Here is a 20,024-nt window from a genome sequence, read left to right as displayed (position 1 = left end):
CGTGGAGCCCACCACCGAACCGGAACAGCTCGTCGAACCGGACCAGCCCCTGCTGCGGGTCCACGATCTGCGGGTCGCCTTCGACACCCCGGCCGGAGCCGTCCAGGCCGTCGACGGGGTCTCCTTCACCGTGGCGGCCGGCCGCACCCTGGGTCTGGTCGGTGAGTCCGGCTCCGGCAAGTCGGTCACCTCCCTCGCCGTGCTGGGCCTGCACCGCCGGGCCCGGGTGAGCGGATCGATCATCCTCGCCGGACAGGAACTCCTCGGCCTGACCGACCGCCGGTTCGGCCGGCTGCGCGGACGCCGGATGGCGATGGTCTTCCAGGACCCGCTGTCCGCGCTCCATCCCGCGTACACGGTCGGCGAACAGATCGCGGAGGCCCACCGCCACCACTTCGGCAGCGCCCGACGCGTCGCCCGCAGACGGGCCGTGGACATGCTCGGCGAGGTCGGCATCCCCGAACCGGCCCGCAGGGCGGGGGAGTACCCGCACCAGTTCTCCGGCGGCATGCGCCAGCGCGCCATGATCGCCATGGCCCTGTCCTGCGAACCCGAACTGCTCGTCGCCGACGAACCGACCACCGCGCTCGACGTCACCGTCCAGGCGCAGATCCTCGAACTGATCGCCCGCCTCCAGCAGGAACGCGGACTGGGCGTCCTGATGATCACCCACGACCTGGGGGTGGTGGCGCGCGTCGCCCACGACGTGCTCGTCATGTACGGCGGACGCGGCGCCGAACAGGCCCCGGTGGACGAGCTGTTCCACAGCCCCGCGCACCCCTACACCCGCGGCCTCCTGGACTCGCTGCCCCGCCTGGACGACCCCGACGACGCACCGCTGCGCGCCATCCCCGGCTCCCCGCCCTCACCGGCCGAGCCGCGAACCGGCTGCCCCTTCGCACCGCGCTGCCCCCGGGCGGCCGCCGCCACCGCCTCGGAGCGGGCCCGCTGCGCGGAGGAGAGCCCGCGCCCCAGGGACGTACACGGCGACGGCCGGCTGGTCGCCTGCCATCTGCCCCTGCCGGCCGCCCCGGCCGCCCCGCACCCCGGCCCGCCCGGCGGGGTCCCCGTACCGGCCGAGGAGGCCCGATGACATCCCCGTACCCCAACTCACTGGACTCGTCAGCCCGTTCGGCCTTTCAAGGCGGGGTGGCGCCTCTGCTGTCCGTACGGGGTCTGGTGAAGGCGTTCCCCGGGCGCCGGGTGCTGGGGCGTGCCGCCGCGCCCGTCCGGGCGGTGGACGGTGTCGATCTGGAGCTCGCCGCGGGGGAGACCCTCGGTCTGGTCGGGGAGTCGGGCTGCGGCAAGTCCACGACGGGCCGGATGCTGGTACGGCTGCTCGAACCCACGGCGGGAACCGTCGAGTTCGAGGGGCGTGACATCACCCATCTGTCCCCGCGCGAACTACGGCCGGTCCGGCGGCACCTCCAGATCATCTTCCAGGACCCCCACGCCTCCCTGAACCCGCGGCAGACCGTCGCCCGGATCATCGCCGAACCGCTGCTGGTGCAGGGGGCCACGGTCCGGGCCGCCCGAGACCGGGCCGCCGAACTGCTCGACCTGGTGGGCCTGGGGGCGGAACACCTGGACCGGCACCCGTACCAGTTTTCCGGCGGGCAGGCCCAGCGGATCGGTATCGCCCGCGCCCTGGCGACCGGGCCGCGCCTGATCGTCGCCGACGAGCCGGTCTCCGCGCTCGACGTGTCCGTACAGGCCCAGGTCGTCAATCTGATGGAGCGTCTGAGGGCCGAGCTGGGGCTGTCGTTCCTCTTCATCGCCCACGATCTGTCCGTGGTGAAGCGGGTGTGCGACCGGGTGGCGGTGATGTACCTGGGGCGCATCGTCGAGATCGGCGACAAACGCGAGCTGTACGACCGGCCGGCGCACCCCTACACCCGGGCGCTGCTCTCGGCGGTCCCGCTGCCCGACCCGGCGGCCGAGCGCCGCCGCGAGCGGATCCTGCTGCTCGGCGACCCGCCGAGCCCCGCCGCGCCGCCCAGCGGCTGCGGATTCCACTCGCGCTGTCCCAAGGCGCAGGCGGTCTGCCGTACCGAGCGGCCGCTGCTCCAGGTCGTGGGCTCAGGAGCGCGCACGGCCGCCTGTCATTTCCCCGAAACGGGCTGAGAGGGCAGCGGATTCCGGCACAGGCCTTCCTTGTGAAGTGTGACCTGTGCCATTGTACATGTCACAGGTCGTGGACATGCCAAGTCCGGGCTTCGACCCCATCCCGTCCGGCCGACAGCACGGCATGACGACATCCCCGAGCCGCGCCCTGTCCATCCCATCGGTCACGCAATCCCGCGTGCCCCGATCCCTCGTGGGAGGAAAATCAACGTGAGAACCACACTCGTCCGCCGAGGTGTGGGTGCCGTTCTGCCGCTGGCTCTGGCCGGGGCGATGGGCGTCGCGCTGCTCGCGCAGCCGGCCCACGCGCGACCGGACTCGCCTTCGGCCGCCACGGCATCGAACGCGTCGCAACCGACCCGCCCCGCCGGTTCGGCCGACCCCGCGCCGCAGGCGCGGCAGTCCCCCGCATCCGACACCGGTCACCGGACCGAGGACCGGCGACCGGTGTCCCAGCTTCCCCCGCTGAGCGCCGACAAGTCCGCCCTCAAGGAGGCCTACGGCGACCACGACGCCCCGAAGAAGCAGGACACCGGAGGCAAGCCCTCGGCGAAGGCCGCCGCGTGCGACCCGGCCGACTTCACCGGCCGCACCGGGGCCGAACTCGTGCGCCAGATCAAGGCGTCCACCACCGACTGCGTGAACACGCTGTTCAGCCTGACGGGCAACGACGCCCAACTGGCGTTCCGTGAGGCACAGATGGTCACCGTGGCGTACGCGCTGCGCGACAACTCCGCCTACTACCCGGGCGACGGAAGCACCGGCACCCCGCAGCTCGTCCTCTACCTCCGGGCCGGGTACTACGTGCAGTGGTACAACCCGGATGTCGTCGGCCCGTACGGCAGCGCCCTGCGAACCGCCATCCGCTCGGGTCTCGACAGCTTCTTCGCGAGCCCCCGGTCGCATGACGTCACCGACGAGAACGGCGAGACGCTGTCCGAGGCGGTCATCCTGATCGACAGCGCCCAGGAGAACGCCCGCTACCTCGCCGTCGTCAAGCGGATGCTGGCGGACTACGACTCGTCCTGGAACGACTTCTCGCGGATGCTCGCCGCGGTCAACGCCGTGTACACGGTGACCTTCCGGGGCCACCAGGTGCCCGAGTTCGTCAGCGCCGTCGAGGCGGACCCGAGCCTCATCGACTCGCTGCACCGCTTCGCCGCCGACCACCTCTCCCTGCTCGGCGGCGACCACGCGTACCTGGCGTCCAACGCCGGGCGGGAGCTGGGCCGCTTCCTCCAGTACGCGAGCCTGCGGGGCAAGGCCCGGCCCCTGGCCACCGATCTGCTCGGCCGCAGCTCCATCACCGGCCCCACCGCCGCGCTCTGGGTGGGCGTGGCGGAGATGGCCGACTACTACGACCGGGCGAACTGTTCGGCGTACGGCGTCTGCGACCTCCAGGAACGCCTCGAGCGGGAGGTCCTGCCGGTCCGTCACACGTGCAGCCCCGGTATCCGCATCCTGGCCCAGCAGATGACGTCCGCCGAGCTGAGCGCGTCCTGCACCAGCCTCATCGAGCAGGACGCCTACTTCCACCGGATCGCCAAGGACGACGGCCCGGTCGCCGACGACCACAACACCAGCATCGAGGTCATCGCCTACGACTCCAGCGCCGACTACCAGACGTACGCGGGCGCGATGTACGGGATCGACACCAACAACGGCGGCATGTATCTGGAGGGCGACCCCTCCGTCGTGGGCAACCAGCCCCGCTTCATCGCCTACGAGGCGGAGTGGCTGCGGCCGGACTTCCACATCTGGAACCTCAACCACGAGTACACGCACTACCTCGACGGCCGCTTCACCATGTACGGCGACTTCACCGAGGGAATGAGCACCCCCACCGTCTGGTGGGTGGAGGGCTTCGCGGAGTACATCTCCTACCACTACCGGGGCGAGCCCTACACCGCGGCGATGACCGAGGCGGGCAAGGGCACCTATGCCCTGAGCACCCTGTTCGACACCGACTACAGCCACGACACCACGCGGGTGTACCGCTGGGGCTACCTCGCCGTGCGGTACATGCTGGAGCAGCACCCCGCCGACATGGACACGGTGCTCGGCCACTACCGCACCGGACAGTGGGCCGCCGCCCGCACCCACCTCACCAGCACCATCGGTACGCGGTACGACAGTGACTTCCGTACCTGGCTGGCGGGTTGCGCGGCCGGCGACTGCGGCGACGGCTCCACCACCCCCGTCTCCGAGTGCACCGATCCCGACACCCGCGTCCTGGGCGAGAACTGCCGGCGCAGCAACCTCTCCACCACCACCGGCAACTACGCCTACCACTACCTGTACGTCCCGGCCGGCACCCAGCAGCTGAAGATCACCGTCAGCGGCGGCACCGGCGACGCGGACCTCTACTACAGCGGCACCGGCTGGGCCACCACCGCCTCCCACACCAGCCGCGACACCGGCCCCGGCAACGCCCACACCCTGACCGTCACCAACCCGCCTTCCGGCGCCAACTACATCAGCCTGCACGCGGTCACCTCGTTCGGCGGAGCCACCGTCACGACCGCCTACTGATCCGCCCTCCGCACCTTCCGGCCGGGGCCGGGCGCCACGAGCGTCCGGCCCCGTTGTCAGTGCCTCCCCCTACAGTCGAAGACATCGCTCGGGGAAACGCGCCGGGGGGTTCGGGGAAGACCGGAGAAGGGGTCAACAGCCATGTCCGCCAACAGGATCCAGCACAAGGTGAATCACGTCGCTCTGGTCGTGGACGCCTCCGGTTCGATGTACCAGCACCAGGGCCAGCTGATCCGCGTCGTCGACGAGTTCGTGGCGGGGCTGAAGGCCGAGTCGGACAGCCTCGGCCATGAGACCCGGATCAGCCTCTACTCCTTCGACCACCGGGTGGAGAACCTGGTCTGGGACATGGATGTGAAGCACCTCCCGTCGATGCGCGGGCTGTACAAGGTCAACAACGGCGCGACGGCCCTGATCGAAGCGTCGCTGAAGTCCCTGGACGACCTGGGGCACATCTGGGAGGAGTACGGCGAGCACAGCTTCCTCCAGATCGTCGTGACGGACGGCGAGGAGAACGCCTCCGGCGGCGACCGGCGGCACGACGGCGACATGACGATCCTCGGCCCCTGGCTCGACCGGATCACCGCGAAGATGAACGGGCTTCCGGGGCACTGGACCTCCGCGATCCTCGTGCCGAACTCCCTGGCCAAGCGCACCGCCCAGAACTACGGCTTCCCGGCGGGCAACATCGCGATCTGGGACGCGGACTCCCAGAAGGGCGTCGAGGACGCGATCGGCACCGTGCGCGCCGCCGCCACCAGCTTCCTGCGGGGCCGCGAGCAGGGCGTGCGCGGCACGAAGAATCTGTTCGCCGTCGGCCAGGACATATCCGTGGACGATGTGCGGGCCACCCTCGAACCGGTCGCGGCCGACAAGTACCGGCTGCTGAAGGTCGACAAGGAGATGGAGATCCGCGCCTTCGTCGACTCGCACCCGGGTGTCACGTACGAACGCGGCTCCTGCTACTACCAGTTGGGCTCCCGCGTCCAGGTGCAGCCGGACAAGGAGGTCATCGTCGTCGAGAAGGCCACCGACCGCGCCTACACGGGCGAGGCGGCGCGCAACCTCCTGTTCGGCGCCGGGGTCCGCGGGACCGTCTCGGTGAAGGCGGGCAACAACCCCAAGCTGGAGGTGTACGTCCAGAGCCGCTCGGTCAACAGGAAGCTCAAGGCCGATACGCGTCTGCTGATCATGCTCTGAGCCACGATGCCCCCGGCCCTGCGGTGCTCCGGTCCCGGGCGGCCGTTCAGCCCGAGGCCGCCGGAGCCGAGGAGTCCATGGCCACCGAGACGGCCAGCAGGCCCAGAGCCGTGCCCATCAGATAGCGCTGGGCACGGAGCCAGGAAGGGCGCCGGGCGAGAAAGACGGCGATCGCCCCGGCCGCGAGGACGATGCCCAGGTTGACGGTGAGGGCCACCGCGATCTGGACCGAGCCCAGCACGAAGCCCTGGAGGAGGACGTTTCCGGCCTCCAGGCTGATGAACTGCGGGATGAGGGAGAGATACATGATGGCGATCTTCGGGTTGAGCAGATTCGTCATCAGCCCCATCGTGAACAGCCTGCGCGCGGAGTCGTGCGGCATCTCCTTGGGCGCGAAGACGGAGATACCGCCGGGCCGCAGGGCGGACCAGGCGAGGTAGGCCAGATAGCCGGCCCCGGCCAGTTTCACCGCCACGTACAGCTCGGGCACCGCGAGGAAGACCACCGACAGGCCGAGATTCGTGGCCACCAGATAGACGAGGAAGCCCACGGCCACCCCGCCGAGGGAGACCACCCCCGCGCGTCGCCCCTGGGTGATGCTCCGGGAGACCAGATAGATCATGTTCGGCCCCGGGGTGAGCACCATGCCCAGGGCGATCATCGCGACGCCCAGCACTCCGCTCAGCTCAACCATGCTTGTCCGCCGCCCTGTTCATTTGCCCGGCTCCCGCCGCATTGCTCGGTGCAATCGGAGTCTAGGTTCGCCTTTTGGGTCGGTTCAATAGCGGACATTGCACTCGGTGCAATGTTGTGTTTCGATGCGGTCCCGGTCATCAGGCGAGGGGAGGTGAGTCCGTGAAGGACTTCCGGTCCGTCGCGGACGCCGTGGCGGAGGAGATCGCGTCCGGGCGGCTCGGACCGGGGGAACGCCTGCCTCCGCAGCGGGAGTTCGCCCGGCGCCACGCGATCGCCAATTCCACCGCCGTCCGCGTCTACCAGGAGCTCGCCCGCCGGGGCCTCACCGTTGGCCAGGTGGGGCGCGGCACGTTCGTCGCGGCCGCGCCCGGTGCTCCCGTCCCCGCCCCGGCCCTCTCCGAGCCCGCCGCCCAACGCGTCGACCTGGAGCTCAACCACCCCGTCGTCCCCGAACAGGCCGGGCTACTCGCCGCCGGTCTGGAGAAGCTGGTGCGCTCCGACGACCTGGAGTCGGTGCTCCGCCCGGTCGGGCCCGCCGGTACGCCCGCCGCCCGCGCGGCGGCCGCCGATCTCCTCGTACGGGGCGGAGGGCGGCCCGGTCCGGAGCGTGTCCTGTTCGCCGGGAACGGGCGGCAGGCCATCTCCGCCGCCGTCGCCGCGCTGACCCGGCCGGGGGCCCGGCTGGGCGTGGAGGAGTTCACCTATCCGGTGCTGAAGGCCGTCGCCGCCCGGCTCGGCGTCACCCTCGTACCGCTGGCCATGGACGGGGACGGGCTGATCCCGGAGGCGGTGGAGGAGGCGCACCGCACCGAACCGCTGCACGCCGTCTACGTACAGCCGGTCCTCCACAACCCGCTGTCGCTCACCATGCCCGCGCGGCGGCTCGACCAGCTGGCCGATGTGCTGCTGACGTCCGGGATCCACGCGATCGAGGACGCCGTCTGGGCCTTCCTCCGGGACGATCTGCCGTCCCTCGCCTCGCGGGCCCCCGAGCACACCGTCCTCGTCGACAGCCTCTCCAAACGGCTCTCCCCGGGACTCTCCCTCGGGTTCGCCGTGGCCCCCGCCGCGCTGGAGGGCCGGGTCACGGCGGCCGTGCGCTCCGGCGGGTGGACACCCATGCGGTTCCCGCTGGAGGCGATGGTGCGGTGGCAGGAGGACGGGGTCGTCGCCACGCTCGTACGGGCGAAACAGCGGGAGGCCGCGGTGCGGCAGGAGATCGCGCACCGCCATCTCAGTGACTTCCGCACCCGCAGCGACCCGTCCTCGTACCACCTCTGGTGGGAGCTGCCCGCCCCCTGGCGCTCCGACACCTTCGTCGCCGCCGCCGCGCGGCACGGCGTCGCGGTGACCCCGGCCGCGGCGTTCTCCGCCGGCCGCCCCCGTGGCCCGCACGCGGTCCGCCTCGGCCTGGCGTCCCCCACCAGGGAGGTGCTCTCCCGGACCCTCGCGACCCTCGCCGGTCTCGCCCGGTCAGCGCCGGACGACTTCGCCGGGGACTGAGGACCGGCCCTCCCCGGTGTCAGGGGGCCAGGTCGCCGCGCTCCGCGACCTCCGCCAGGAGCCCGTCGAGGTCCTTGAGCCGGTCCAGGCCCTTGACCGCCCTGGCCATCCGGTGGTTGGCGCTCAGGGTGGTCCGGTGGCGGTGCAGGAAGGCCCAGTAGCCCGCCGTGTACGGGCAGGCGTGCTCGCCGGTGCGGTCGGCGGGGCGGTAGGCGCAGGGCCCGCACAGGTCGCTCATCCTGTTGAGGTAGGCGCCGCCGGAGGTGTACGGCTTGGTCGTCATCCGGCCGCCGTCGGCGTACTGCGACATGCCGACGACGTTGGGCAGCATCACCCAGTCGTAGCCGTCGACGAAGCACCGGTGGAACCAGTCGGTCACGGCGGCCGGGTCCCAGCCGTCCTGGAGGGCCCGGCTGCCCAGCACCATCAGCCGCGGGATGTGGTGCGTCCAGCCGGTGTCGCGGACCTGGGCCAGCGCGGTGGACAGGCAGTTCGCGGTGACCGCGTCGGCGTCCAGATCGAGGAACCAGTCGGGCAGCGGAGCCCGGTGGCGCAGGGCGTTGCGGTGCCGGTACTCCTCGCCGAAGTGCCAGTACAGCTGCCACACGTACTCCCGCCAGCCGGCGATCTGCCGTACGAATCCCTCGACGCTGTTGAGCGGCGCCTCGCCCGCGCGCCACGCCTGCTCGGCCCGCTCCACGCACTCGGCGGGGTCCAGGAGCCCCAGGTTGAGGGGGACGGACAGCAGGCTGTGGCTCATCACGGGGTCGGCCGCGAGCATCGCGTCCTCGTAGCGGCCGAAGTCGCCGAGCCGGTGGGCGACGAAGCGCCGGAGCGCGGCCAGCGCCTCCCGCCGGGTCACGGGGAAGCGGCGGGGGCCGTCGCGGCCGACGAACGTGACCTCGCCGTTCCGCTCCCAGCGGTCGAGGTCGTGGCGCACCTCGTCGTCGATCTCGTCCTCGTTCGGGCGGTAGGGCGCGGGGACGTCCAGGGTCTTCGCGCCCCGGGGCGGCGGCTCGCGGTTGTCGTGGTCGAGGTTCCACGTTCCGCCGGCCGGCCCGTCGCCGTCCATGAGGAGGTCGTGCTCCCGGCGCACCCACCGGTAGAAGCCCTCCATCCGCAGCCGGTCGCCCCCGTGCTCCTCGGCCCACGCCCCGAACTCCTCCCGCCCCAGCAGGAATCCCCGGGCCGGCAGCACGTCGATGCCGTCCCGGGCGCTCACGAAGTCCAGCGCGGCACGGGAGGTCGGGTGGCAGACCGTCAGACGGCGGCTCCCGCCTCCCCCGCCGCCGAAGCCCGCCTCCGCCAGCCCTTCGGTGTAGGTCAGGGCCTGGATGTAGCGGACCCGGTCGCCCAGTTCGGCCGCCCGGTGCCGCATCGCGGAGAGGACGAGGTGGGCCTTGGCCCGGTGGAAGCGGCGCCGGCGCAGGACGGACCGGGCCTCGATCATCAGGACGGGGGCGCGGGCGTCCGGGCCGCCGTGGCGCGGGTCCAGGAAGTGGGGGCCGAGCTGGTCCCCGAAGAGCCAGTGGGTGCGTGGTGCCATGAGGTGCGTCTGTCCTGCCGGTCGGAGGTCCCGCCCCTGTTCCGTCACGCTAGGGAGGGCGAGGCCGGCTCCGGCGACGCCACGCCGCCCGCTCAGGCCGTCGCCGCCGTCATCCGCCGCAGCCCCGTGTACTGGAGCGCGGTGTAGACCGTCACGATCAGCGCGCCGATCAGCAGGAACACCACCCCCGCCGCGTTGAGCGGTACGAAGCCGGCGAAGGCGATCACCACGCACCCGACCGCACACACGGCGTTGACCGCGACGACGGTCCTGGCCAGGGCGGGCGGGATCACCGGATAGCCCGCGATCAGGGCGAGGCAGCCCGCTCCGCCGAGCTGGAAGATCCCGAACGCGACGGCGAAGGCCACCGGCATCCCGGTCAGCGAGCCGAGCGGCGCGGCGGCCGCGACGAGCACGAGGCCCATCACGGCGGTGCTCACGCTGTCCACGCGCAGCACCAGCCGGAGGAAGCGCGCGGTGTCCCGGGCTGGGGCCGTCGCTGCGGTCGGGGCGAGGGTGTACGTCATCGCGGATCTCCTTCGTGCGGCGGGTCGACGCCACCGTGTCACGCGCGAGGGCCGGGACTCCATGACCTCCCAGGTCAAGAACGCCCCGGCGGGTGATCCACGGATACGGTGAGGTCATGGAGACCCAAGAGCCGCCCCGGATAGGCCCGTTGCTCCGGTCGTGGCGTCGCCGCCGCAAGCTCAGCCAGCTCGACCTGGCCCTGCGGGCGGACTCCTCGACCCGCCATCTCTCCTGTGTGGAGACGGGCCGAGCCCGGCCGAGCCGCGAGCTGGTGCTCCGGCTCGCCGAGCACCTGGACATCCCGCTGCGGGACCGCAACGGCCTGTTGCTGGCCGCCGGTTACGCCCCCGCCTACCGGGAGTCACCGCTCGACAGCGACCGGATGGCCATGGTCCGCTCGGCGATCCGGGGGATGCTCGCCGGACACGAGCCGTACCCGGCCGCCGCGATCGACCGGATCTGGAACATCGTCGACCGCAACGACGCGATGTCCCTGCTCCTCGGCACCGTGCCGCCGCATCTGACGGAGTCGGGCGGCAACGTGATGCGGCTGATCCTCCACCCGGACGGGCTCGCCTCGCAGTGCCTGAACTTCGCCCAGGTCCGTGCCCACGCGCTGGGTCGGCTGCGGCACCAGGTCGACACCACCGGCCACGACGACCTGCGGGAGCTGTACGAGGAGGTCTCCGGCTACCCGGCCCCGGCGGACCTCGACACCGACCCCGGACCGGTGGACCCGACCGGCATCGTCGTCCCGCTGCGTATCCGTACGCCCCTCGGCGACATGGCGTTCTTCAGCACCATCGCCACCTTCGGGGCCCCCGCCGACGTGACCCTCTCGGAACTCGCGGTGGAGTCGTTCTTCCCGATGGACGAACAGACCGACACCCTGCTGCGCGCCCTGGCGGCGATGGGCGGCGGGGGCGGCGGGGTGCGGTAGCCGGGTCGGCCGGGCCGCTGGTCAGTGGCGGTGCCGCCCCGAGCCGGAGTCCGGCCCTCCGTGGGGGTGGGCCCGGAAATCCCGCCCCGCGCTCCGTGACTGCTGGGCCCGCAGCCGGGCCGCCTGCTCGATCAGCAGCCCGTCCGCGTTCTCGGTGGCCCCGCGACGCCCGCGCCGGACCAGCACCACCACACACCACGCGCACACCGCGCCGATCCCTGCCAGCAGTACGACGAACGTCCCCATGAAATCCCCGTTTCCCCGGGCCGCGCCCGGTCCGCCGGGCTCCATTCTCCGTGTCCCCCGTACCGCCCCGCAAGATCACCTCCCGGTTGACTTCATACCCCTAGGGGGTATCGTGGGTGGTGAGTGGTCGCGCTCCGGCGGCCTCGACGAGGGAGTGGGTCATGCAGACCGGTCTCAAGATCACGGCCTTCGCCGCGGGGCTCGCGGCGACCTTCGGGTCGGCGTACGCGCTGGGTGGTGCGCTGGATCCCGTGGCCGCGCCGAAGGAGCCGTCCCACCAGGAGAGCCCGGAGGGGCACGGTGAGAAGGAGAGTCCGGCGGCCGAGAAGAGTGCGGGGGAGGTGCCCGAGCTTCCCGGCGGCCTCCAGGTCTCGCAGGGAGGGTTCACCCTCGACCTCGACACCCCGCGCATCGAGGCGGGCGAGCCAGCCGAGCTGCGCTTCGCCGTCGTCGACGAGGGCACCTCCCGCAACGTGACCGCGTTCCGCCGCGAGCACGACAAGGAGCTGCACCTGATCGTGGCGTCGAGCGACCTCACGACCTACCGCCACCTGCACCCCGAGCGGGCCGCCGACGGCACCTGGTCCACCCCCGTCGAGCTTCCCGAGGCCGGCGGCTACCGGGTCTTCGCCGACTTCACCCCCGACGAGAAGAACGCAGAGGGCGTCACCCTGGGTGCGGACCTCGCCGTCTCCGGCGATGCGCGCCCCGAGCCGCTGCCGAAGCCCGAGCGGACGGTGACCGTCGACGGTTACGAGGTCACGCTCGACGGGGCGCTGAGCCCCGGAGCGGGCAGCGAACTGAAGCTGGAGGTCGAGAAGGACGGCAAGCCGGTCACCGACCTCCAGCCCTACCTCGGCGCGTACGGCCACCTCGTCGCGCTGCGCGCCGGAGACCTGGCGTACCTCCACGTCCACCCGAACGGCGAACCGGGCGACGGGCGTACGAAATCCGGTCCCGAGGTCTCCTTCACCGCGACGGCCCCGAGCAAGGGTGCCTACCGCCTCTTCCTCGACTTCCGGCACGAGGGGAAGGTCCGTACGGCCGCCTTCACCGTGTACGCCGGGGGTGCGGCTCCCGAGAAGTCCGCGCCCCAGGACGGGGAGTCCGCCGACCACGGCCACTGAGCGCGTTGACACGCTCCGCGCACCCCTCAATAATTCGACGAACGTAGAACGTTCGAACCGTTCGTGAGGGGTCGCGATGCAGCGCCACGGTGTGACCATCCCGCTCAACTCCGTACCGCTGTCCGCCCATCGGCGGATCATCGAGGAACTGCCCGACCTCGGGTACACCGACGCCTGGTCGGGCGAGGCGGCGGGATACGACGGGTTCACCCCGCTGGCCCTCGCCGCCGCCTGGGCCCCGTCGCTGCGCGTGGGCACCGCCGTGGTGCCCGTCCAGACCCGGGGGCCCGCGCTGCTCGCCATGACGGTCGCGACGCTCGCCGAGGCCGCCCCGGGCCGGGTCGCCGTGGGGGTCGGCTCGTCGGGACCCCCGTTCGTCACCCGGATCAACGGCATCCCCTTCGAACGCCCCTACCGGCACGTCCGCGACACCGTCCGCTTCCTCAAGGCGGCGCTCTCCGGCTGCTCGGTGCGCGGGGTCTTCGACTCGTTCACCATCGAGGACTACCGCCCCGCTCTTCACCCGGACCCGGTGCCGCCCGTGCTGGTCGGCGCGTTGCGCCCGCAGATGCTGCGGCTCGCCGCGCGCGAGGCGGACGGCCTGGTCACCAACTTCCTTGCCCTGGAGGACCTGCGGCCGGTCAAGGAGGCGATGGGCCCGGAGGGGGAGGGTAAGGAGGTCGTCGCCCGGCTCTTCGTCTGTCCGACCGGCGACCTCGCCCACGCCCGGGCGCGCGGCCGGGCCCTGCTCGGCCCCATCCTCAACGCCCGTACGTACTCCGCCTTCCACTCCTGGCTGGGCCGCGACGACGAGCTGGCCGCCTCCCGCCGGGCCTGGGCCGCGGGGGATCCGCGCGGCGCGGGCGATGCGCTGCCCGACGCGCTGGTGGACGCCCTCCTGGTGCACGGGAAGCCGGAGGAGTGCCGGGAGAGAGTGGCCGCCTATGTCGCGGCGGGCGTGACGACGCCGCTGCTCGCGGTGCTTCCCGCGCCCGAGTTCGGTGCGGGCCCCGACGGGACGCTCGCCGCGCTGCGGGCGCTCGCCCCGGCCGGCTGAGGCGCGTCTCAGCGCTCGACGACTCCCTTGTTGCGTACGGGAGTTGCTTCTATAGTTCTATGGATCGCGAACTATCAAATAAACCCGAGCTGTTCTGGCTGCTCGCACGCCTATCCAGGAGGCGCAGTGTCCCGTATCAAGACCGAGGTCGATCCGGCGGAGGTCGGACTGAGCCCCGACCGGCTCCGCCGCATCGACGCCTATCTCTCCGCCTATGTGGACGACGGGCGGCTCCCGGGCTGGCAGCTCGCCGTCACCCGCGACGGCAAGGTCGCCCATCTGTCCTCGTACGGTTCGCGCGACCGCGAGAACGACCTCCCGTCGGCGGGCGACACGCTCTACCGGGCCTGGTCGATGACCAAACCGGTGACCTCCGTCGCCGCCATGATCCTGGTCGAGGAGGGGGTGATCGGCCTCCAGGACCCGGTCTCCCACTACATCCCCGCCTTCGCCGACGTACGCGTCTATCAGCGCGGGCCCGTCGACCGGCCGGTCACCGCACCCGTCAGCGAGCCGATCCGGGTGCGGCACCTGCTCAGCCACACCTCCGGGCTCACCTACGGCTTCCACCGCGCCCACCCCGTCGACGAGATCTACACCAAGAACGGCTACGAGTGGGCCACCCCGCCCGGTCTCGACCTCGCCGCCTGCTGCGAGCAATGGGCGTCCTTCCCGCTGCTCTTCGAGCCCGGCACCGCCTGGAACTACGGCGTCTCCAGCGATGTCCTCGGCCGGGTCGTGGAGGTCGCGTCGGGCGAGGGCCTCGACGCGTTCTTCGCGAGCCGGATCCTGGAACCGCTCGGCATGGAGGACACCGCCTTCTCCGTCCCGCCCGAGAAGGCCGACCGGCTCGCCGCCTTCTACACCGCCGACCCGGCGACCGGCCGCGCCACCCGCAACGACGGCCTCGGCGCCGGAGCCCTGCACCGGCCCGCCGCACTCTCCGGCAGCGCGGGCCTGGTCACCACCCTGGCCGACTACCACCGCTTCACGCAGATGCTGCTCGGCGAGGGCGTCCACGAGGGGCAGCGCATCCTCGGCCCCCGCACCCTGCGGCACATGCTCCGCAACCATCTGCCGGGCGCGGCCGATCTGCACGGCGTCGGCCGCCCCGTCTTCTCCGAGATGCCCACCTCGGGCGTCGGCTTCGGGCTCGGCTTCGCCGTCGTCGAGGACCCGGCGCGGGCGGGGGTGGTGGCGAGCCCGAGGGAGTACGGCTGGCACAGCGCGGCCGGAACCATCTTCTGGGTCGACCCGAAGGAGCGGCTGACCGCCCTCTTCTTCACCCAGCTCATGCCCTCCAGCGCCCACCCCCTGCACGGGCGGCTGCGGCAGCTGGTCAACCAGGCCGTCGTCGACTGAGCCCGTGCGGGCCTCGGTTCACCCCAAGGGTCCCTCAGTTCACCTCAAGGATCTTGCCCACCAGCCGGGCCAGCGTCCGCCGCTCGGCCGCCGTCAGCGCACCGAACGCCCGGTCCAGCAGCCGCGGCACCCCGCCCTCCGCCTCCGCCAGCGCCGGTCCCGCCTCCGGGGTCAGCGTCACCGCGTAGGCCCGGCGGTCCCGGGGATGACGCTCACGCCGTACGAGACCGGAGTCCTCCAGGCCGTCGATACAGCCGACCATCACGCTGCGGTCGATCCGCAACTGCTCGCTCAGCTCCTGCTGCGAACAGGGGCCCACGTCGTCCAGCATCTTCAGCACCAGATGCTGGGCCACGGTCAGCCGGTGCCCGGACAGCTCCTCGTCGATCGTGCGTGCCACCAGCGTCGTCGCCCGGCACATCGCGATGTCGGGGCGCTCCTGGGCCAGCTTGGAGAAATAGCGGTCGCGCGTCCCGCCGTCCTGTTCCCGGCTCGGCGAGGTGAGGCGGGAAGGCTGCGTGGCGGTCATGACTGCTCCTCCTGCGGTCCGGGACGGCGGGCCATCCGGTGTGTCGAGATTATCCATCCCCAGAACGTCTTCGCTCCCCAGTCTAGCGCCGGCTCCCGTGAGCCGACGGATCGGAAGGTGCCCCGTGTGCAACCCCCAGACCATCGCCGCCTCCGTGCCCCCGGAGTCGGGGAAGTCCGGCTCCCAGGACCCCGCCGCACCGGCGGAGCGGCCCGCCCCGCGCGTCACCCTGCCGACCGGATCCGTCCGTGACCTCACCCATGTCGTCGGCCCCGACTGGCCGGTCTTCGACCTCTACGTCAAGCCCATGGAGATCCGGCGGCTCGCCAACCTCGCCGAGCACGAGTACAACGCGCTGGAACTGACGTACAACGAGCACATCGGCACCCACATCGACGCCCCGCTCCACTTCGACGACGACGGGCTGTCCGTCGAGCGGATCCCGGCGGACTCCCTGGTCGCCCCGCTCGCCGTCGTCCGGATCGGGGACCGCGCCGCGCGCGACCACGTCACCGAACTGACCGTGGACGACCTGCTGCGCTGGGAGAGCAGCCACGGCCGGATCCCGGACCGCGCCCTGCTCGCCGTCGACAACGGCTGGGCGGCCCGCATCAACACCCCCGGCGCGTTCCTCAACTTCGACGAGAAGGACGGGCTCTACCGCTTCCCCGGCATATCGGTGGAGGCCGCCGCCTTCCTCGTCGAGGAGCGCTCCGTCGTCGGCGTCGGCACCGACTCGCCGAGCCTGGACCCCGGATCCCGCCCCGCCGACCCGTACACCCACCGGGTGATCCTGCCCGCGGGCCGGTACGGCGTCGAATGCCTCGCGGGCCTGGACACCGTCCCCGACGTCGGTGCGGTCGCCGTCGTCGGCGCACCCCGCCACGCGGGCGGCACGGGCGGCCCGGCCCGGGTGCTGGCCTTCCTGTAACCCGCCTGCCCGTCCTGCCGCCGTACCGCCCGCCCGCCCGTCCGCACCGCGCACCGCCGCCACCCCGTCCCGCGCACCGCAACCGAGGAGACCCGGACATGAGCAGCTCACCCGCCCCCGAGACGACCCAGGCCCCGACCCAGACCCCGACCCCGACCTCGACCTCGGCCGAAGAGGCACCCGCCGCCTCCGGCGAGCGCTGGGAGTGGAACCAGGAGCGCTACCGCGACGGCGTCTTCAGCCACGCCGTCGCCACCGAACGCGAGCGGCTGACCCTGCTGGAGTCGGTCCTCGACCACCACACCCGGGCCCGCTTCGAGGCCCTCGGTCTTACCACCGGACACCGGGTCCTGGAGGTCGGCGGCGGGGGCGGATCCGTCGCCCGCTGGCTGGCCGGCCGGGGCGCCGAGGTCACCGTCACCGACCTGGACACCACCTTCCTGGACGAACTGGCCGACGAGGGCGTCCGGGTGCTGCGCCACGACGTCTACACCGAGGACTTCCCGCCCGGCTCGTTCGACTTCATCCACGCCCGTTACGTCGTGATCCATCTGCCCGACCCGGAGAAGGCGCTGGCCCGGCTCGTCGAGTGGCTGGCCCCCGGCGGGATCCTGGTCCTGGAGGAGCCCGCCTTCTTCCCGATCAAGGACTCGCCGCACCCGGCCTACCGCAAGGTGATGCGCGCCTTCCGGACCCACCTGGAGAGCGCCGTGGGCACGGACACCGAGTGGGCCCGTACGTTCCCCGTGCCGTTCGAGGGCAAGGGCCTCGGTCACATCGGTTACGACGCGCGCTTCCAGCGGATCCGCGGCGGCGACGACGAGGCCCGCTGGTGGCAGCTGACCCTGGAGCAGACCCGGGAGGCGGTCGTGGCCGAAGGGCTGGCCACCGACGAGGAGTTCGCGGCCGCCTACGCCGAACTGGACGATCCGTCCTTCCAGGACCTCTCCCTCGCGGTCTTCACCGCCTGGGGTGTCAAGGAGTCCGGCACCTGACCGGCCCGCCACCACACGAAGGAGCGCCGGACAGGATCGTCCGGCGCTCCTTCATGTACGGGCCCCGCTCACCACTCCACGGGAAGCTTCTTCGGCCGCAGGGTCAGCAGTCCGCCCAGCCACTCGACGTCCTCGGCCGGCACCGCGAGCCGCAGCGTGGGCAGCCGCCGCGCCAGCACCCCGAACGCGACCTGGAGTTCCATCCGGGCCACGCCGACGCCGGGGCAGTAGTGCGTCCCGTGGCCGAACGCGGCGTGCACCGCGTCGTCGCGGGTGATGTCCAGCTCCTCGGGGCGCGAGACGTGCCGGGTGTCACGGCCCGCCGCGTGCATCACCGGGATGACCCCCTCGCCGGCCTTGATGGTGGTGCCTGCCAGCTCCACGTCCTCGGTGGCGATCCGCATGAAGCCGATCTCGGAGGGCGGTGCGTAGCGCAGGAGTTCCTCGGTGGCGCCGGGCACCAGGTCCGGGTTCTCGGTGAGCAGCTTCCACTGGTCGGGGTGGCGCAGCAGCTGGTACAGCGCGCGGACGATGGCGCTGACCGTGGTGTCGTGCCCGGCGACCAGCAGATTGATCCCGAGCCAGACCAACTCCCGCTCGTCCAGCCGGTCGTTGTCGTCGCGGGCGGTGATCAGGGCGCTGAGCAGGTCGTCGCTGGGGGCCTCCCGGCGGCGGGCGATGAGTCCGGCGACGTACTGGGCGGATTCGGAGCGGGCGGCGAGCCGTTCCTCCGGGGTGTGGGCGGTGATGCTGACGAGGCGGTCCGTCCACTCCTGGAGCCGTTCGCGGTCCTCCACCGGGGCGCCGACCATCTCCGAGATCACCCAGACGGGCAGGACGGCCGCGAAGTCGTGGTGCAGGTCGGCCGGACGCGGCCCCGCCTCCAGCCGGTCGATCAGCTCGTGGGCGATCTCCTCCACCCGGGCCCGCCACTTCTCCGCCTTGCGCGGGGTGAACGCGGGGGCGATGAGCCGGCGCAGCCGGTGGTGGTCCTCGCCCTCCTGGTTGAGGAGGTTGTAGGGGTTGTCGGAGAAGTCCTCGCCCTTGACCGTGCGGACGGCCCCGGGCTCGCGCAACGCCGCCCGGGACAGCCTGCGGTCGGCCATCGCGGCGATGACCTCGTCGTAACCGGTCACCATGTGGGCGGTGTCACCGCTCGGCAACTGCACCTGGGTGACGGGGCACTTGGCGCGCAGTTCCGCGTACGCCTCCGGAGGCTCGGCGAACAGACGGACGGGGAACGGATACTGAGGAAGCGTCAGGGGCTTCTCGGTCATCGGATGTGCCTCTCTGGTGAGGGGGCGGTACCGGTGGGGCCGGGGGACGTCGGCGTCCTCAGGCGGGTGCGCCACCGCCGGTCCCGGGCAGGGCGGGGGCCACGCCGGTGGGTTCGGGGGCCGTCGGCGGTGCGGGCGGCGGGGCCGGGGTGTCGCGGCGCGAGCGGCCGAGGTACTTCATCGCGGGCCGCTCGACGGCGATGTGCAGCAGCCAGGAGATCGCCAGCGACAGGGCGAACGCGGCGACGAGCAGGGCGAGGGCCGCCGGGGTGGAGAAGGTGCGGCCCTCGCCGAGCAGCCGGTGACCGTGCTGGAGCAGCAGACGGTGGGTGAGGTAGAAGGCGAACGACCACTCGCCGAGCCGTACGAGGACGGGCCCGGAGAGGACGGAGCCGCGCCCGGCGACGTCCCGCCGGGCGACCGCGACGATCAACAGTCCGATCGGCACGACCGTCGCGCTGGTGAGGCCGTAAAGGAAGGGCAGGCGCAGTGATATCGCGTAACCGATCGCCAACAGGGCCACCGCGACAGGCACGTTGACCGGGATGCGCCGGCCCGTCAGCACCATCCGGGCCAGCAGGATGCCGAGGACGAACTCCAGGGTCCGCCCGACGGGCAGGACGTAGGTGAACCAGAACTGCTCTTCGGAGCCCGACCCGAACGGCAACGGGTCGCCCGGCGGCAGCAGTTCGGAGAGCAGTGGCAGAAGAGGGACGGCCGCGGCCGACGCGACGGCCCACAGCCACAGCCGCTCGGGTGCGATCCGGCGGACGGCGAGGATCAGCAGCGGGAAGGCGAGATAGAAGAAGACCTCGGCGGAGAGCGACCAGCTGACGTCGTTGAGGTTGGAGAAGACGTCCCGGTCGGGCACCCAGGTCTGGACGAGGAAGAGGTTGGGGACCGCCTGGCGCACTCCGGCGGGCGTGCCGGCCGAGGCGAGCAGGGCCAGCGCGGCCCCCCAGGTCACGATGTGCAGGGGGTAGACCTTGGCCGCGCGGCGGCGCCAGAAGCGGCGGGCCGTGTCGTCGGGGCGGGCCGACCAGGTCAGGACGAAGCCGCTGAGCACGAAGAAGAAGCTGACGCCCAGCCAGCCCGCGTTCGCCGTGAGTTCCGCGTACGCCGAGGCGAGTCGTGTGTCGGCGAAGGGGGCTTGGAGGGAGGCGTGGAACGCGAAGACGAAGAGGACGGCGACGAAGCGCAGTCCGGTGAGGGAGGGGAGGCGTGACCGGTGCGCGGACCGGGATGGATCCGTGGGCATGACGTGCTCCGGGGATGAGACACCGAGAACTTTTATAGTTCGTCAACTATCGAATCATAGGGTCGGCCGCGTTCGGCCCACAAGGGTCGAACCCTCTCGGGCGCCCCATTCTGACTCTCACTCTCCATCAAGATTGTTTGCTGCAAGACGATTTCGCTGCTACGTTCATCGGA

Annotated in this window: 18 protein-coding genes; 11 read left to right on the top strand and 7 right to left on the bottom strand. The window is 71.9% G+C overall.

Features of this window, described 5'->3' with window-relative positions:
* Position 1: 1 nt before the first annotated feature.
* The 4 genes from A3Q37_RS10475 to A3Q37_RS10460 all read left to right on the top strand — a co-directional run bounded on the left by A3Q37_RS10475 (position 2) and on the right by A3Q37_RS10460 (position 5,856).
* A complete protein-coding gene (locus tag A3Q37_RS10475) occupies positions 2-1,093 on the top strand; it encodes an ABC transporter ATP-binding protein (RefSeq protein WP_065481269.1) in 1,092 nt (363 codons plus the stop codon).
* Complete coding sequence (locus A3Q37_RS10470) at positions 1,090-2,124, top strand: ABC transporter ATP-binding protein (protein ID WP_065481266.1); 1,035 nt, start codon at positions 1,090-1,092, stop codon at positions 2,122-2,124. Before A3Q37_RS10475 ends, A3Q37_RS10470 begins: the two co-directional genes overlap by 4 nt.
* A 273-nt stretch (positions 2,125-2,397) precedes the next feature.
* Positions 2,398-4,656, top strand: coding sequence for a M9 family metallopeptidase (locus A3Q37_RS10465; protein ID WP_255311781.1), 2,259 nt, complete (start codon positions 2,398-2,400; stop codon positions 4,654-4,656).
* 141 nt (positions 4,657-4,797) lie between these two features.
* Complete coding sequence (locus tag A3Q37_RS10460; RefSeq protein WP_032768702.1) at positions 4,798-5,856, top strand: VWA domain-containing protein; 1,059 nt, start codon at positions 4,798-4,800, stop codon at positions 5,854-5,856.
* A gap of 46 nt (positions 5,857-5,902) precedes the next feature.
* On the opposite strand, the gene A3Q37_RS10455 is transcribed toward A3Q37_RS10460, so the two are convergent.
* On the bottom strand, positions 5,903-6,550 hold the full coding sequence (locus tag A3Q37_RS10455; RefSeq protein ID WP_065481262.1) for a LysE family translocator: 648 nt from the start codon (positions 6,548-6,550) through the stop codon (positions 5,903-5,905).
* 161 nt (positions 6,551-6,711) lie between these two features.
* Between A3Q37_RS10455 and A3Q37_RS10450 the strand changes: the two genes are divergently transcribed.
* Positions 6,712-8,055, top strand: coding sequence for a PLP-dependent aminotransferase family protein (locus A3Q37_RS10450; protein ID WP_065481259.1), 1,344 nt, complete (start codon positions 6,712-6,714; stop codon positions 8,053-8,055).
* Positions 8,056-8,074: 19 nt separating this feature from the next.
* On the opposite strand, the gene A3Q37_RS10445 is transcribed toward A3Q37_RS10450, so the two are convergent.
* Both A3Q37_RS10445 and A3Q37_RS10440 read right to left on the bottom strand, forming a co-directional pair.
* Complete coding sequence (locus A3Q37_RS10445; protein WP_065481257.1) at positions 8,075-9,601, bottom strand: cryptochrome/photolyase family protein; 1,527 nt, start codon at positions 9,599-9,601, stop codon at positions 8,075-8,077.
* A 92-nt stretch (positions 9,602-9,693) separates the two neighbouring features.
* Entirely contained in the window at positions 9,694-10,128 is a 435-nt protein-coding gene (locus A3Q37_RS10440; RefSeq protein ID WP_065481255.1) for a hypothetical protein, read from the bottom strand.
* 116 nt (positions 10,129-10,244) lie between these two features.
* Here A3Q37_RS10440 and A3Q37_RS10435 point away from each other — a divergent pair, with 116 nt between their 5' ends.
* Positions 10,245-11,069: a helix-turn-helix domain-containing protein gene (locus tag A3Q37_RS10435; RefSeq protein WP_176711390.1), complete on the top strand. Its 825-nt coding sequence runs from the start codon at positions 10,245-10,247 to the stop codon at positions 11,067-11,069.
* A 21-nt stretch (positions 11,070-11,090) separates the two neighbouring features.
* Here the strand turns inward: A3Q37_RS10435 and A3Q37_RS10430 are convergent, their stop codons facing one another.
* Positions 11,091-11,315 carry a hypothetical protein gene (locus A3Q37_RS10430; RefSeq protein WP_065481250.1) on the bottom strand — a complete coding sequence of 75 codons (225 nt, stop codon included), beginning with the start codon at positions 11,313-11,315 and terminating at the stop codon, positions 11,091-11,093.
* A 161-nt stretch (positions 11,316-11,476) separates the two neighbouring features.
* Here A3Q37_RS10430 and A3Q37_RS10425 point away from each other — a divergent pair, with 161 nt between their 5' ends.
* The 3 genes from A3Q37_RS10425 to A3Q37_RS10415 all read left to right on the top strand — a co-directional run bounded on the left by A3Q37_RS10425 (position 11,477) and on the right by A3Q37_RS10415 (position 14,861).
* Positions 11,477-12,442 (top strand): hypothetical protein, encoded by a 966-nt coding sequence (locus A3Q37_RS10425; protein ID WP_065481246.1) that lies wholly within the window; start codon positions 11,477-11,479, stop codon positions 12,440-12,442.
* A gap of 76 nt (positions 12,443-12,518) precedes the next feature.
* Positions 12,519-13,499, top strand: a complete 981-nt coding sequence (locus A3Q37_RS10420; protein WP_065481244.1) for an LLM class F420-dependent oxidoreductase — start codon at positions 12,519-12,521, stop codon at positions 13,497-13,499.
* A gap of 126 nt (positions 13,500-13,625) precedes the next feature.
* Positions 13,626-14,861, top strand: a complete 1,236-nt coding sequence (locus A3Q37_RS10415; RefSeq protein WP_065481242.1) for a serine hydrolase — start codon at positions 13,626-13,628, stop codon at positions 14,859-14,861.
* A 34-nt stretch (positions 14,862-14,895) separates the two neighbouring features.
* Here the strand turns inward: A3Q37_RS10415 and A3Q37_RS10410 are convergent, their stop codons facing one another.
* Positions 14,896-15,390, bottom strand: coding sequence for a MarR family winged helix-turn-helix transcriptional regulator (locus tag A3Q37_RS10410; RefSeq protein WP_065481240.1), 495 nt, complete (start codon positions 15,388-15,390; stop codon positions 14,896-14,898).
* A gap of 124 nt (positions 15,391-15,514) precedes the next feature.
* On the opposite strand from A3Q37_RS10410, the gene A3Q37_RS10405 reads away from it, so the two are divergent.
* Positions 15,515-16,321 carry a cyclase family protein gene (locus A3Q37_RS10405; protein WP_065481238.1) on the top strand — a complete coding sequence of 269 codons (807 nt, stop codon included), beginning with the start codon at positions 15,515-15,517 and terminating at the stop codon, positions 16,319-16,321.
* A gap of 98 nt (positions 16,322-16,419) precedes the next feature.
* Positions 16,420-17,316 (top strand): class I SAM-dependent methyltransferase, encoded by an 897-nt coding sequence (locus A3Q37_RS10400; RefSeq protein WP_079137731.1) that lies wholly within the window; start codon positions 16,420-16,422, stop codon positions 17,314-17,316.
* Positions 17,317-17,384: 68 nt separating this feature from the next.
* On the opposite strand, the gene A3Q37_RS10395 is transcribed toward A3Q37_RS10400, so the two are convergent.
* Entirely contained in the window at positions 17,385-18,593 is a 1,209-nt protein-coding gene (locus A3Q37_RS10395) for a cytochrome P450 (RefSeq protein WP_141693554.1), read from the bottom strand.
* Between the two features lie 58 nt (positions 18,594-18,651).
* The gene (locus A3Q37_RS10390) at positions 18,652-19,851 is read right to left on the bottom strand and encodes an acyltransferase (RefSeq protein ID WP_065481228.1); all 1,200 of its coding nucleotides are present in this window, start codon (positions 19,849-19,851) and stop codon (positions 18,652-18,654) included.
* Positions 19,852-20,024: the final 173 nt, after the last annotated feature.

It is taken from the genome of Streptomyces sp. PTY087I2, assembly GCF_001687325.1.
GTDB lineage: Bacteria > Actinomycetota > Actinomycetes > Streptomycetales > Streptomycetaceae > Streptomyces.
The sequence above is the reverse complement of the archived record's forward strand: the minus strand, read 5'-3'. Positions and strand labels throughout refer to the sequence as shown.